This is a genomic window from Cupriavidus sp. a3, from assembly GCF_051015765.1.
GTDB classification, from domain to species: domain Bacteria; phylum Pseudomonadota; class Gammaproteobacteria; order Burkholderiales; family Burkholderiaceae; genus Cupriavidus; species Cupriavidus oxalaticus_A.
The window spans coordinates 644,819-658,789 of record NZ_CP170644.1 but is presented as its reverse complement, the minus strand read 5'-3'; the positions used below and the strand labels follow the sequence as shown (position 1 = coordinate 658,789).

At 67.1% G+C, this 13,971-nt stretch carries 10 protein-coding genes; all 10 read left to right on the top strand.

The window, feature by feature from the left end; translation table 11 throughout:
- Positions 1-160: 160 nt before the first annotated feature.
- The 10 genes from ACAD63_RS24945 to pdeM all read left to right on the top strand — a co-directional run bounded on the left by ACAD63_RS24945 (position 161) and on the right by pdeM (position 13,955).
- The gene (locus ACAD63_RS24945) at positions 161-1,597 is read left to right on the top strand and encodes an amino acid permease (RefSeq protein WP_135702966.1); all 1,437 of its coding nucleotides are present in this window, start codon (positions 161-163) and stop codon (positions 1,595-1,597) included.
- 76 nt (positions 1,598-1,673) lie between these two features.
- Entirely contained in the window at positions 1,674-3,245 is a 1,572-nt protein-coding gene (locus ACAD63_RS24940) for a PLP-dependent aminotransferase family protein (RefSeq protein ID WP_434034506.1), read from the top strand.
- 143 nt (positions 3,246-3,388) lie between these two features.
- Entirely contained in the window at positions 3,389-3,805 is a 417-nt protein-coding gene (locus ACAD63_RS24935) for a nuclear transport factor 2 family protein (protein ID WP_133094306.1), read from the top strand.
- Positions 3,806-3,821: 16 nt separating this feature from the next.
- Positions 3,822-5,264, top strand: a complete 1,443-nt coding sequence (locus ACAD63_RS24930; RefSeq protein WP_195427054.1) for an NAD(P)/FAD-dependent oxidoreductase — start codon at positions 3,822-3,824, stop codon at positions 5,262-5,264.
- A 600-nt stretch (positions 5,265-5,864) separates the two neighbouring features.
- Positions 5,865-6,428 (top strand): PAAR domain-containing protein, encoded by a 564-nt coding sequence (locus ACAD63_RS24925; RefSeq protein WP_434034505.1) that lies wholly within the window; start codon positions 5,865-5,867, stop codon positions 6,426-6,428.
- Between the two features lie 3 nt (positions 6,429-6,431).
- Positions 6,432-7,028, top strand: coding sequence for a hypothetical protein (locus ACAD63_RS24920; RefSeq protein ID WP_434034504.1), 597 nt, complete (start codon positions 6,432-6,434; stop codon positions 7,026-7,028).
- A gap of 748 nt (positions 7,029-7,776) precedes the next feature.
- Positions 7,777-8,919 (top strand): ligase-associated DNA damage response exonuclease, encoded by a 1,143-nt coding sequence (locus ACAD63_RS24915; RefSeq protein ID WP_434034503.1) that lies wholly within the window; start codon positions 7,777-7,779, stop codon positions 8,917-8,919.
- Positions 8,916-10,589, top strand: coding sequence for an ATP-dependent DNA ligase (locus ACAD63_RS24910; protein WP_434034502.1), 1,674 nt, complete (start codon positions 8,916-8,918; stop codon positions 10,587-10,589). Before ACAD63_RS24915 ends, ACAD63_RS24910 begins: the two co-directional genes overlap by 4 nt.
- On the top strand, positions 10,579-13,263 hold the full coding sequence (locus tag ACAD63_RS24905) for a ligase-associated DNA damage response DEXH box helicase (protein WP_434034501.1): 2,685 nt from the start codon (positions 10,579-10,581) through the stop codon (positions 13,261-13,263). Before ACAD63_RS24910 ends, ACAD63_RS24905 begins: the two co-directional genes overlap by 11 nt.
- Positions 13,260-13,955 (top strand): ligase-associated DNA damage response endonuclease PdeM, encoded by a 696-nt coding sequence (gene pdeM, locus ACAD63_RS24900; RefSeq protein ID WP_434034500.1) that lies wholly within the window; start codon positions 13,260-13,262, stop codon positions 13,953-13,955. The genes ACAD63_RS24905 and pdeM overlap by 4 nt, the downstream gene beginning before the upstream one ends.
- The last annotated feature ends 16 nt before the right edge of the window (positions 13,956-13,971 follow it).

Below are 13,971 nucleotides of genomic sequence, written 5' to 3'. Positions count from 1 at the left end.
AAGCATCCCGTACCCGGGATTGCAAACACTGAACCGACCACGGCCCCGGCTGGCGTTTCCCGCGCCGCCACCTATACAGAAGAGAAGCCGTGGCGCCTGCCAAAAACGCTGGTCTGGCTGCAAGTAGCACCGGCAGCACGCGCAGCACAGGAGACACACCATGATCCAACAACCCGAGTCCGGCAACGGACTATCCCACGGCCTCAAGCAACGCCACATGACCATGATCGCGCTTGGCGGCGTGATCGGCGCCGGCCTTTTTGTCGGCAGCGGCGTCGTCATCAAGTCGGCCGGCCCCGGCGCGGTCCTTTCCTTCCTGATCACCGGCCTGCTGGTCGTGCTGGTCATGCGCATGCTGGGCGAGATGGCGTGCGCGCTGCCCGGCACCGGCGGCTTCTACGAGTATGCGCGCGAAGCCTGGCGCGACCGCCCCAGGGTGGGCAACCTTGCCGGCTTCCTGACCGGCTGGATGTACTGGTATTTCTGGGTCATTGTGGTGGCGCTCGAAGCCGTCGCCGGCGCCGACCTGGTGCGCTACTGGCTGCCGGACGTGCCCAACTGGATCATCAGCCTGGTGCTGCTGGTGATGCTGACGCTGACCAACCTGGTGTCGGTCAAGTCGTTCGGCGAGTTCGAATTCTGGTTCGCCTCGATCAAGGTCGCGGCAATCATCGTGTTCCTGTTCGTCGCCGGCGTGTACGTGCTGGGTCTCGCTCCCGGCGCCCACGGCATGCAGGTGGCCAACCTGACCGCCAACGGCGGCTTCATGCCGAACGGCATCGTGCCGGTGCTGACCGGCGCGGTCGCGGCCACCGGCTTCTACTTCGGCGCCGAGATCGTCACCATCGCCGCCGCCGAGACCGCCGAGCCGCAGAAGGCCGTGGCCAAGGCCACCAGCTCGGTGATCACGCGCGTGCTGGTGTTCTATGTCGGCTCGATCCTGCTAGTGGTATGCCTGGTGCCGTGGAACTCCAACAGCATCGCCACGCCGTACGTCAGCGCGCTGAACGTGATGGGCGTTCCCGCCGCCGCGCAGATCATGAACGCGATCGTGCTGACCGCGGTGCTGTCGGCGCTCAACTCCGGCCTGTACGCTTCGTCGCGCATGCTGTTCGCGCTGACCCGCCGCGGCGATGCGCCGCAGTCGCTGGCCCGCGTCAGCCGCAACGGCGTGCCGGTGCGCGCCATCCTGGTGGCCACGCTGTTCGGCTACGGCGCGGTGGTGATGTCCTATGTCTCGCCCGATACGGTGTTCGCCTTCCTGGTCAACTCGTACGGCACCGTCGCCATCTTCGTCTACATCCTGATCGCGATCTCGCAGCTGCGCCTGCGCTCGCGGCTGGAACGCGAGGCGCCGGGCCTGCTGCGCGTGCGCATGTGGTGCTTCCCGTATCTCACCTATGTCGCGATCCTGGGCATGCTGGGCATCGTGATCGCCATGGCCTTTATCCCCGACCAGCGCACGCCGCTTGCGCTGGGGGTCATCAGCCTGCTGATCCTGCTGATTGCCTACGGTGCGCGGCAACTGTTTCGCCGTGGCGCGGAGCCGGTAGTCCCGCTGGCCGAGATGCCAAGGCCCGATCTTCACAAGTATTGATGTGCCACGCGGCGCGCCAGTGCAGTAAGCTGGCGCGCTGTGTCGTTTGCAGTGTCGTTGTTATTGCCCCCGCACCATGAGCCTCAAGTCTCCCGCCACCATGTGGTTCCAGCTGTTCCAGCAGCACGCCCTGTCCGGACTGAGCCTGCAGGGCAAGATCCGCCAGATGCTGGTGTCGGCGATCCTCGACGAGCAGCTGCCGCAGGGCGAACCGCTGCCGAGCAGCCGCGAGCTGTCCGCGCAGCTGCGCGTGGCGCGCAACACCGTGGTGCTGGCGTACCAGCAGCTGGTCGATGAAGGCTACCTGGTGGCGCGCGAACGCAGCGGCTATTTCGTCAATCCCGGGATCCTTGGCACGCGCGTCAGCGGCGTAGCCTCGCTGCGCGGCGAGCCGGTGCCGGCGCGCGGCGGCGAACCCGACTGGGAGCGGCGCTTCGTGTTCCGCCCCACGCAGCAGCGCAATATCGTCAAGCGCGCCAACTGGCGCGACTACCCGTACCCGTTCATCTACGGCCAGTACGACCCCACGCTGTTCCCCACTGCCGACTGGCGCGAATGCTGCCTGAAGGCGCTCAGCGTGCTCGACATCCACGACTGGGCCCAGGACATGATCCTGCGCGACGACGAGTCGCTGGTGCAGCAGATCCGCACCCGCGTGCTGCCGCGCCGCGGCGTCTGGGCCGGCGCCGACGAGATCGTGGTCACCGTGGGCGCGCAGCAGGCGCTGTACCTGCTGGCCGACCTGCTGGTCAGCCCCGATACGCCGGTCGGCATCGAAGATCCCGGCTATCCGGATGCGCGCAATATCTTCGGCTCGCATACCTCGCACCTGGTACCGCTGGCGGTCGATGGCGACGGACTGGTGCTGTCCGACGCGCAGCGCGCGTGTGACTACGTCTATGTCACGCCCAGCCACCAGTGCCCCACCACCGTGACCATGCCGCTGGCGCGCCGGCAGGCGCTGCTGCGCCAGGCCGAGGAAGCGGACTTCGTGCTGATCGAGGACGACTACGAAAGCGAGAGCCGCTTCGAGGGCGACCCCACGCCCACGCTCAAGAGCCTGGACCGCAGCAACCGCGTGATCTACGTCGGCAGCCTGTCCAAGAGCCTGGCGCCGGGGCTGCGCATCGGCTATGTGGTCGGGCCAGCGCCGCTGATCGCCGAGCTGCGCGCCGCGCGGCGGTTGATGCTGCGGCACCCTTCGGCGTATATCCAGCGCGCGTTCTCGCTGTTCCTGTCGCTGGGCCACTACGACGCGCACCTGCGGCGCCTGTCGGCGGCGCACCGCGAGCGCGCCGAGGCGGTGCTGGCGGCGCTGGCCACGCATATGCCCGATTTCCGTCCGGTGCCGATCGCCGGCGGCGCGTCCTGCTGGATCGAAGGGCCGCCCTGGCTCGACGCCAACGCGCTCGCGCGCCTTGCCGAGCTGCAGGGCGTGCTGATCGAGCCCGGCAGCGTCTTCTTCATGGAGGAGCCGGCGCCTCGCAACGTGTTCCGGCTGGGCTACTCCTCGATCTCGCTGGACCGGATCGAGCCCGGCATCCGCGTGCTGGCGGGTGTCGCGCGTGAACTGCAGGCCACCCCCGGCGCGGCAGGTGCGGCTGTAGCGGACGCCGCCGCCACTTCCCGCGCCCGCCCGGCCGCCTGAACGGGCGCGCGAAAGGCTGGCCCAAGCGATTGTCGCGAACTGGCGCTACAGCGCCGCGGCCGGCTTCCCTATCCTCGAGTCATGGCCGGTTACCGCAGCGCCTTCTTGCGCGGACCGGTGGACAACACTCAGGAGACCAAGACATGTCCGATCGCAACACCGCCGCCGGCATCGAACTGCTGCAAGCCTTCAATGACGCCTGGAACCGCCATGACCTCGACGCCCTGATGGGCTTCATGGCCGATGACTGCGCCTTCCACGGCGTGGCCGGCAGCGAACTGCTCGGCCGCAGCTTTATCGGCCGCGACGCCGTGCGCGAAGGCTTCCAGCTCGCCTGGCAGACCTTCCCCGACGCGCAATGGGTCGATGGCGATCACTTTGTCGTGGGCGACCGCGGCGTCAGCGAATCCACCTTCAAAGGCACCCGCGCCGACGGCGCCCGCATCGAGGCGCGCATGGTCGACGTCTTCACCTTCCGCGACGGCAAGATCGCCGTGAAGAACGCCTACCGCAAGGACCGCCCGCCCGTGGTTGCGCCCGTAGTGGCAGCGCAAGCCTGAACGCAGGAGACGCGCCATGGAAGCCGTAGTCCCCCGCAGTTCCCTGGGCGGCGAGCACACGACCGCGCCGTCGCGTCCGTACGACCCCGCCTACGACCCGCTGCATACCCCCACCCCCGGACAGGGCCGCGAGTACGCGCCCACCTACTGGATCGGCACCGCCGGCACGCCGCCCGCCGACGACGGCCCGATCACCCATGACATCGACGTCGACGTGGCCATCATCGGCTCGGGCTTCACCGGCCTGACCTGCGCGATCTTCCTGGCGCAGCAGTACGGCATCAAGGCCACCGTGCTCGAAGCCAACCGCGTCAGCTGGGGCTGCAGCACGCGCAACGGCGGCCAGGCGCAATGCGCGTCGGGGCGCCTCAAGCGTTCGCAGTGGATCCAGCGCTATGGGCTGGACACCGCGCTGCGCCTGCATGAAGAGGTCTGCGACGGCATGGAGACCTTCAAGGGGCTGATCAAGGACATCGACTGCGATCCGCAGCCGGGCGGCCACCTGTATATCGCGCACCGCGACAAGGTGATGCCCGGGCTGGAAAAGGAAGCAAAAATCCTGCGGGAAGTCTTCAACTACGACGCGCGCATCCTCGATGCCAGCACCGTGCGGCGCGAATACGTCGACGACAAGGAAGCCGCGGGCGCCATGCACGAGCCCGAGGGCATCGGCATCCACGCCGGCAAGCTGGCTTTCGGCTACCTGCGCCGCGCGCGCGAGCTGGGCGCCAAGGTGCATCCGTCCAGCCCCGTGACCGGCTGGGAAACGCGCAACGGCGTCCACTACCTGCGCACTCCCGGCGGCATCGTGCGCGCCCGCGCCGTGGGCGTGGCCACTGGCGGCTACACCTCGCAGTCGCTGCACCGCCAGCTCAAGAACCGGCTGTTTCCGATCCTGTCAAACTCGATCGTCACGCGCCCGCTGACCCCCGACGAAATTGCCGCGTGTAACTTCCGCACCACGCAGGTCATCACCGACACGCGCATCCTGCGCCACTACTACCGGCTGATGCCCGACGGCCGGCTGCAGATCGGCAGCCGCAGCGCCATCACCGGCAACGACGCGCCGCAGGACCAGTACAAGCAGAAGCTGATCGCCGACATGTACCGCAAGTTCCCGGCGCTGCGCGGCATCCAGATCGACTACTCGTGGTGGGGCTGGGTCGATGTCAGCCACGACATGATGCCGCGTATCACGCAGCCGGACCCGTCGCAATCGATCTACTACGCGATGGGGTATGGCGGCAATGGCGTGATGTACTCCGCGCAGGCGGGCAAGCGGCTGGCGACGCTGATCGCCGGCAAGGAGTCGTCGCTGCCGCAGCTGCCGATCTTCCGCTCGCCGCTGCCGTTCCCGAACGTGCTCGAGATGGCGGAGTCGCGGATGTTCGCGCCGTTCCGCCGGATGGGGCAGCGGGCGCTGTATCACTGGTATCACTGGAAGGATGATGTGTTTTGAAGCGGCCACAGCACCGATGATGCCGGTTGCTTCCATCCAAAGGGACCGCTGCTAACTCATTCCTTTCTTGCAGGGATCAGGTCAAGACCATGTTCTTGAGCCGCTTGGACGTGCCTGGTCCCTCATTCATACCGCCGAAGAGTCTCCGGCCCGCTTCCCGGTTGGGCATCTCACTCCGAGACCCCCACTCGCGCGAGGCATACGCAACCAGCGCAGCAGGCATCACATTCTCGCGTTCACTAGCACCGGCGATGCGATGTCCTTGTGATCGTATTTCTAAGGCGCTGAAGCAAGCACTAATCGTACGGTACAAACTTCCCACACGAGCCGGACTGGCATACCCCTCGCAGGGATAACTCGTAGCGTGCGTTGCATCGCGCACGACCCATTGCCACGCGCAACACACAATCTAGCAGTACGACAGAAGGCGCCATAGCGTGCTGCCGAGTCTGCGGCTTTTTTAGATGTCGCTGCAAATTCTGATTTTTCCGATTGAGTTCCGTTGCCAATCCGGATTCATTAGTTACTCAGCAAAAAAACCGACTCAAGGAGCAACGATGCGCTCCCGCTTATTACCCTGTTCGCATACAAGGGGCAGTTATGGTCGACAATCGCTGCGCGCTCCGAAACGGAGACAAGACCAGTACGAACGGCGTGCTTATCGCGACAGGCCGCAGTGTATTCCACCGTGACGCAATCGTAGGTGTAGAAGGCGATCACGCAACATGCCCCGCCTGCAAGGCTGGCGGGCCGGTCATGAACGGCTGCTACCCGGCCTTCGATATTGATGGCAAGCAGGTATTAGTAACAGGAGCGCGTGTCCACTGCAAATGCGCTATCAACCCGATCGTCACTCACTCACGCAGCGATTTCGTCATCGAAGTAAACCGGAGTGGTCGGCAGGCATTACTTCGGCCAGAGGCCTCGCCACTGGCCTCGTCAAAACCGGCTCAGCCTGCCTCGGCCGATTATGACGAACAAGTGCACCTGGTAGATGAAATTACACAGAAACCCTTGGCTGGCGTCGCTTATGTCATTGATGTGTCGGACGGGACCAGCTACAGCGGCCACACCGACGAAGACGGTTTCTGCCAACGCATCATGACAGCAAAGGCTGAAACGCTGACGATTTATACTGGTGACGATGCCGAGCCACGGATGTAACGTATGACCCATACTGCCAAAACCAATACCAAAAAGGGCTCCGTTCATGCGCTAGCCCGCAAGGTACGTCTTTTGTTGTGGGGCGGGGCCTATGCAACAAGTGACAACCATACATTCGAAAGAGCCAAGCGCGAAGTGACAAAGGATTACAAGCAATCCGATAACAATACACTGGAAATCATTGATGTGCAAATCGATTCCGCACAGGAATTCATTGCGACGATAAACAAGCAAAAGGTCAACAGCATTCGATCACTGGACGTATTTACGCATGGCGGCCCGGATCACCTCTATATGGTATCCGTGCGCGAGGAAAATAATGGAGGTTTTAACAATTTTCGCTGGTACCGCTACGCTGTCCACAATGCATCTCTTTCGCGCCCCGATCTTTCGAAAATTCAATTTTCAAATTTCACCAACGAGGCGAAAATCGAGTTCCAGGGATGCCAGACGTCCGCCAATCCAAAAGACGAAGACAATATTGCAGCAGATTTCTCGAGACGACTGAAAGAGGCGGGAAAGATCAAGTCGTCCGTAATCGGCCACACGACGAACGCCGTCCCCGGAATTGACGCTGACGACAAACCAAGACAGGACTAAAGGCACGGCAGCCGAGCGATTTTCAAGGGCGGCCGACTAATAAAACTAACAAAACAAAAAGGTGCAATAGACGAAAAATGGTTGACACAATGAAAATCCCAAAAATAAAAATGCTTCGGTTTTTTTGCGCAATGGCCTGTATCGCGGGCGGTGCATGCGCGATATCAATCTATCCCTTCCCCTTATCTGAGCCGAACATAATTATAGAAACCCGCCACATGTCTTATGCTTGCGGAGAATGTTATGTACAAGAACGAGTTACCCGGGTCCTTGACAAGGATAGCGGAAATTTCATTGACAAACATGATTACGAATCAGAAAGCAATACGCCATTTCGCTACCTCGGATGGGACGTCGTCGTAAATTACAAGAGAAATACCGATGGATTACTGAATTCCCTCGACACCATATCAAGGAACGGCCCATATTGCGCATGGCCAGATTTTAGATTGAGAGGTCAATTCAAGCGCCGCATAATTTATTCGCATTATTTCAGGGGCGATCATTATGATGGGATCTATTTCGATACAGACGACGCGACGGCAATCTATTCATCAAACATGAACTGCCCAGAGGTGAAGCTCCCATAGGGTGCCAACTCCCCGCCGCCACCGCATCAGTTGGCGATCAATCTTGCACGCCTTGTCGGACCACCACCGACACCCAAACCGGACCCCGCCGCCTCCTCACCCCGCATGCCGCCGCAGTATGATGCCCAAGTCTCCCGCCCCGGGAGCATCGCAGCCGCATGGCGGCCGCAGTGCATCAGGAGGCACGCTTGGACCAGCCCCGGCCGTTTCCGTCCGAACCCGCGCGCCCCGGCGACCTGGTCGTCGCCCGGCCCGAAGGGTTGTATTGCCCGCCCGGCGATTTCCATATCGATCCGTGGCGCCCGGTCGAGCGCGCCGTCATTACCCACGCCCACTCCGACCACGCCCGCTTCGGGCATGCGCACTACCTCTGTTCAGAACCAGGCCGCGGCGTGCTGCTGGCGCGCCTGCCCGGCATCCACCTGAACACCCTGCCCTACGGCGAACGCATCACCCACCACGGCGTCACGCTGAGCCTGCATCCGGCCGGGCACGTGCTCGGCTCGGCGCAAGTGCGGCTGGAATATGGCGGCCAGGTCTGGGTGGCCTCCGGCGACTACAAGCTGGAGGCCGACGGCACCTGCGATCCGTTCGAGCCGGTGCCGTGCGATACCTTCATCACCGAAAGCACCTTCGGCCTGCCGATCTACCGCTGGCCGTCGCAGGCAACGCTGATGGCGGAGATCTTCCGCTGGTGGTACACCAGTGCGCAGGCTGGCCGCGCCAGCATCGTCTACGCCTACAGCTTCGGCAAGGCGCAGCGCATCCTGCATGGGCTGCTGCACCATGCCGGCGTCGATGGCCTGCCCGGGCCGGTGATCGTGCACGGCGCGCTGACCACGCTCAACGCGGCCTATGCCGACGCCGGCGTGGCGCTGCCGCCGATGGCGCTGGCGTCCGAACTGCCGCCGCGCAGCCCGCTGCTGCGGCAGGCGCTGGTGGTGGCGCCGCCGTCGGCGCAGCGCTCGCCCTGGCTGCGGCGCTTCGGCGATGCGTCCGATGCCTTTGCCAGCGGCTGGATGCAGCTGCGCGGCACGCGCCGGCGCCGCGGCGTCGATCGCGGCTTTGCGCTGTCCGACCACGCCGACTGGCCGGGGCTGCTGCAGGCGATCAGCGCCACCGGCGCGGGCCGCATCATCGTGACCCACGGCAATGTGCCGGTGATGGTGCGCTACCTGAATGAACGCGGCTGGCAGGCGCAGGCGTTCGAGACCGAGTACGGCGACGACGATGAAGCGGTGCGCGTGGAGGCGCAGGCCGAAGCCGTGAGCGAAGCCAGCAACGAAGAAGCCGCCCCATGAAGGCCTTCGCCGACCTCTACGCCGCGCTCGACGGCACCACCTCCACCAAGGCCCGGCTCGCAGCATTGGTCGACTACCTGCGCGCCGCCCCGCCGCAGGACGCGGCGTGGGCGGTGTACTTCCTGGCCGGCGGCAAGCCGCGGCAGATCGTACCGGTGTCGGTGCTGCGCGAACTCGCGCGCGAGGCCGCCCGCCTGCCCGACTGGCTGTTCGAGGAGAGCTACCAGGCCGTCGGCGACCTTGCCGAAACCATCGCCCTGCTGCTGCCCGAACCCATGGATGCCGACCACGCCGGCCTGGCCGAATGGGTCGAACAGCGCCTGCTGCCGCTGCGCGGCCTGCCGCCGGAAGACCTGATGCCGCGGCTCGATGCGCTGTGGCGGCCGCTGGACGCGCAAGGCCGGCTGGTGCTGTTCAAGCTGATCACCGGCGCCTTCCGGGTCGGCGTGTCGCGCCTGCTGGTCACGCGCGCGCTGGGCGAGGTGGCGGGCATCGAGCCCAAGCGCGTGGCCGAGCGCATGGTCGGCTACACCGACCTGTCGGCGCGCCCCGATGCCGCGCGCTTCCTCGCCCTGCTGGCGCCGGAGAGCGATGACGACCGCCAGTTGCGCGCCGGCGGCCAGCCCTACCCGTTCTTCCTCGCGCATCCGCTGCAGGCGCCCGTCGAGCAGTTCGGCGACGTGCTCGGCGCGCCTGGCGGCTGGCTGGTCGAGTGGAAATGGGACGGCATCCGCGCGCAATTGGTGTGCCGCGACGGGCAGACCTGGCTGTGGTCGCGCGGCGAGGACCTGATCACCGAGCGCTTCCCGGAGATCATCGACGCCGCGGCGGCGCTGCCCGACGGCACCGTGCTCGACGGCGAGATCGTGATCTGGCAGGACGGCCGCGTGCAGCCGTTCGCGCTGCTGCAGCAGCGCATCGGCCGCAAGACGCTGGGCGCGAAGCTGCTGCGCGATGCGCCGGCGATCCTGATGGCGTACGACCTGCTCGAATGGCAGGGCGAGGACTGGCGCGCGCGGCCGCAGGCGGAACGCCGCGCGCGGCTGGAGCAGGTGGTGGCCCGCCACATCCACCCCGCGCTGGAACTGAGCCCGCTGGTCGACGCCGGCAGCTGGGAGCACTACGCGCGGCTGCGCGATGCCTCGCGCGACCTGGGCGTGGAAGGCTTCATGCTGAAGGCGGCCGATGCGGCCTATGGCGCCGGCCGCACCAAGGACGTGGGGGTCTGGTGGAAATGGAAGATCGATCCCTATTCGGTCGATGCGGTGCTGATCTACGCGCAGCGCGGGCACGGCCGCCGCGCCAGCCTCTACACCGACTTCACCTTCGCGGTGTGGAACGCGCCGCCGGGAACGCCGGGCCGCGCGCTGGTGCCGTTCGCCAAGGCCTATTCCGGGCTGACCGACCAGGAGATGCGCGCGGTCGACGCCATCATCCGCCGCACCACGGTCGAGAAATTCGGCCCCGTGCGCAGCGTCGAGCCGACGCAGGTGTTCGAACTCGGCTTCGAAGGCATTGCCCGCAGCGGCCGCCACAAGAGCGGCATCGCAGTGCGCTTCCCGCGCATGCTGCGCTGGCGCACCGACAAGCCCATCGAGGAAGCCGACACGCTGGCCACGCTGGAAGCCATGCTGCCTGGCGCTGCCACGCCGCGGGAGGATGCGGCATGACCCCGCCGCGCGCAAGCCGGCGGAGGACGCCACCGAGCCGCTGACCGTCGCGCAGGGCCTGCAGGCACTGTTCGATGCGCGCGGCTGGCAGCCGTTCGCGTTCCAGCGCGAAGTCTGGACCGCGATCGCGCGCGGCCAGAGCGGCCTGCTGCACGCCACCACCGGCACCGGCAAGACCTATGCGGCATGGCTGGGCGCGCTGATGGCATTCGGCACGCCGCGCGCCGCGCTGTCGCACGACAAGCCCGCGCCGCCGCTGACGGTGCTGTGGCTGACACCGATGCGCGCGCTCGCCGCCGACACCACGCGCGCGCTGCAGGCGCCGCTGGCGGAACTCGATCTCGACTGGACCGTGGCGCTGCGCACCGGCGACACCGGCAGCGCCGAGCGTGCCGCGCAGCAACGCCGCCTGCCGACCGCGCTGGTGACCACGCCCGAAAGCCTGACGCTGATGCTGACCCGCGCCGACGCGCACGAAACCCTGCGGCGCGTGCGCATGGTGGTGGTCGACGAATGGCACGAACTGATCGGCAACAAGCGCGGCGTGCAGGCGCAGCTGGCGCTTGCGCGGCTGCGGCAATGGCAGCCGGCGCTGATGGTGTGGGGGCTGTCGGCCACGCTCGGCAACCTGCCGCATGCCGCCGACGTGCTGCTGTGCGGCGTGCCGGAAGACCTGCGCGTGCTGGTGCACGGCCACACCCCCAAGCCCCTCGTCATCGACACGCTGCTGCCCGGCAATGCCAGCCGCTTCCCGTTTGCCGGCCACCTGGGCCTGTCGATGCTGCCGCACGTGGTCGAGGAGCTCGGGCACAGCGGCACCACGCTGGTCTTCCTCAACACCCGCTCGCAGGCCGAGCTGTGGTACCAGGCGCTGCTCGATGCGCGCCCCGACTGGGCAGGACAGATCGCGCTGCACCATGGCTCGCTCGACCGCGCGGTGCGCGAGTGGGTGGAACTGAGCCTTAAGAACGGCGAGCTGCGCGCGGTGGTCTGCACATCGAGCCTGGACCTCGGCGTCGACTTCCTGCCGGTGGAGCGCGTGCTGCAGGTCGGCTCGCCCAAGGGCGTGGCGCGGCTGCTGCAGCGCGCCGGGCGCTCCGGCCACGCGCCGGGCCGCGCGTCGCGCGTGACGGTGGTGCCCACGCACAGCCTGGAACTGGTGGAAGCCGTGGCCGCGCGGCATGCGGTGCAGGCGGGCCGGATCGAGGCGCGCGAGTCGCCCGACAAGCCGCTCGACGTGCTGGTGCAGCACCTGGTGACGGTGGCGCTGGGCGGCGGCTTCCGGCCCGAGGCGCTGCTGGCCGAGGTGCGCGGCGCCTGGGCCTACCGCGGCCTGACCGATGCCGAATGGCAGTGGTGCCTGGACTTCGTGCGCCAGGGCGGCGCCACGCTGTCCGCCTATCCCGATTTCCGCCGCGCGGTGCCCGACGATGAAGGCGTCTGGCGCGTGCCCGACCTCGGGCTGGCGCGGCGCCACCGCATGAGCGTGGGCACCATCGTCAGCGACGCCACCATGCAGGTGCGCTACTGGAGCCGCGCCGGCAGCGGCGGCGCCTCGCTGGGATCGGTGGAGGAAGGCTTTATCGCCCGGCTGGCGCCAGGCGACTGCTTCCTGTTCGGCGGCCGCCTGCTGGAGCTGGTGCGCGTGCAGGAGATGACCGCCTACGTGCGCCGCGCCACCGGCAGGCGCCCGGTGGTGCCGCGCTGGAACGGCGGCAAGATGCCGATGTCGACCGAGCTGGCCGAAGCGGTGATCGACACGCTCGAAGCCGCCGCCGCGGGGCGGCTCGATCCGCGCACCACGCCCGAGCTGCCGCTGATCCAGCCGCTGGTAGACCTGCAGGCGCAGTGGTCGGCGCTGCCCACGCGCCAGACGCTGCTGGCCGAGTCGCTGCACTCGCGCGAGGGCTGGCACCTGTTCCTCTACCCCTTCGCCGGCCGCTCGGTGCACCTCGGGCTGGGCAGCCTGCTGGCATGGCGGCTCGGGCAGAAGGTGCCGGCGACGTTCTCGGTCGCGGTCAACGACTACGGGCTCGAATTGCTCGCCTCAGCGCCGATGGACTGGGGCCACTGGCTGCCGCAGGTGCTGGCCGAGGAGCGCCGGCGCGACCTGGCCGCCGACGTGCTCGGCAGCCTCAATGCGGGCGAGCTGTCGCTGCGGCGCTTTCGCGAGATCGCGCGCGTCGCCGGGCTGATCTTCCAGGGCTATCCGGGCGCGCCCAAGAGCGCGCGGCAGCTGCAGGCGTCGTCGAGCCTGTTCTACGAGGTCTTCCGCAAGCACGATCCCGGCAACCTGCTGCTTGGCCAGGCCGAGCGCGAAGTGCTGATGCAGGAACTGGACGCACACCGGCTCGCTGAAACCCTCGAACGGCTGGCAACGCTCAGGCTAGACCTGCACGCCCTGAAGCGCCCCACGCCGCTGTCGTTCCCGCTGGTGGTGGAATTCCTGCGCGAGAAGCTCAGCACCGAGAAGCTGGCCGACCGCATCGCGCGCATGCTCGCCGAGCTGGAACTGGCCGCTGGCGCCGAGCCCGGCGAAGCCGCCGGCATGCAGGCCGACGCCGTGGCAGAAGCGGCGCGCTTCGGCATGGCCGACCACGCCGGTCCGTCCGGCCGCACGCCGCGCAAGCCGCGTCGCGCGCGCAAGCCCTCCAGACCCTTGCCGCTGCTATGACACCGGATGCCGGCACCCTGCAGGCCAACGGCGCCTGCCCCATTCAGGTGGCGGGAGAAACGCTGTGGCTGCTGCCCGAGCATGCGGCGTGGTGGCCGGCGGCAGGCATGCTGATGGTGGCCGACGTGCACTTCGGCAAGGCCGCGGCATTCCGCGCGCTCGGACAACCCGTGCCGCACGGCACCACCGGCGACAACCTCGGCCTGCTGACGCAGCTGACGCGGCAGTTGCCCGTCGAGGAGCTGGTCTTCCTCGGCGACTTCCTGCACGCCCGCGCCGCGCGCACGCCGGCGGTGCTGGCGGCGCTGGACGGCTGGCGCCGCAGCCTGCCTCCGCCGGTGCGCTGCACGCTGGTGCGAGGCAACCATGATGCGCGCGCGGGAGACCCGCCCGCTTCGCTGCAGATCCGCGTAGTGACGGAGCCGGCCGCGGCGGGCCCGTTCGCGCTGTGCCACATGCCCGGGGCATCGCCGCTGGGCTACGTGCTGGCCGGCCACCTGCACCCGGCGTGCCGGCTGCGCGGTGCCGGCGCCGACAGCCTGCGCCTGCCGTGCTTCCTGTTCGGCCCGTGCGGCGCCATCCTGCCCGCCTTCGGCGCCTTCACCGGCCACGCCACGGTGCGGCCGCAGCCGGACGAACGCGTCTACGTGGTCGGCGGCGGCCGTGTCTGGCCGGTTGGCCGCGCGCCTTAGTACAGCGCTCAGAGCA

What these genes read in the sequence shown, in the direction of transcription:
- ACAD63_RS24920 (WP_434034504.1), top strand. Translation starts at nt 6,432, where the DNA reads ATGACCCATACTGCCAAAACCAATACCAAAAAGGGCTCCGTTCATGCG.
- ACAD63_RS24945 (WP_135702966.1), top strand. Translation starts at nt 161, where the DNA reads ATGATCCAACAACCCGAGTCCGGCAACGGACTATCCCACGGCCTCAAG.
- ACAD63_RS24905 (WP_434034501.1), top strand. Translation starts at nt 10,579, where the DNA reads ATGCGGCATGACCCCGCCGCGCGCAAGCCGGCGGAGGACGCCACCGAG.
- ACAD63_RS24910 (WP_434034502.1), top strand. Translation starts at nt 8,916, where the DNA reads ATGAAGGCCTTCGCCGACCTCTACGCCGCGCTCGACGGCACCACCTCC.
- ACAD63_RS24915 (WP_434034503.1), top strand. Translation starts at nt 7,777, where the DNA reads ATGGCGGCCGCAGTGCATCAGGAGGCACGCTTGGACCAGCCCCGGCCG.
- ACAD63_RS24940 (WP_434034506.1), top strand. Translation starts at nt 1,674, where the DNA reads ATGAGCCTCAAGTCTCCCGCCACCATGTGGTTCCAGCTGTTCCAGCAG.
- ACAD63_RS24925 (WP_434034505.1), top strand. Translation starts at nt 5,865, where the DNA reads ATGGTCGACAATCGCTGCGCGCTCCGAAACGGAGACAAGACCAGTACG.
- ACAD63_RS24930 (WP_195427054.1), top strand. Translation starts at nt 3,822, where the DNA reads ATGGAAGCCGTAGTCCCCCGCAGTTCCCTGGGCGGCGAGCACACGACC.
- pdeM (WP_434034500.1), top strand. Translation starts at nt 13,260, where the DNA reads ATGACACCGGATGCCGGCACCCTGCAGGCCAACGGCGCCTGCCCCATT.
- ACAD63_RS24935 (WP_133094306.1), top strand. Translation starts at nt 3,389, where the DNA reads ATGTCCGATCGCAACACCGCCGCCGGCATCGAACTGCTGCAAGCCTTC.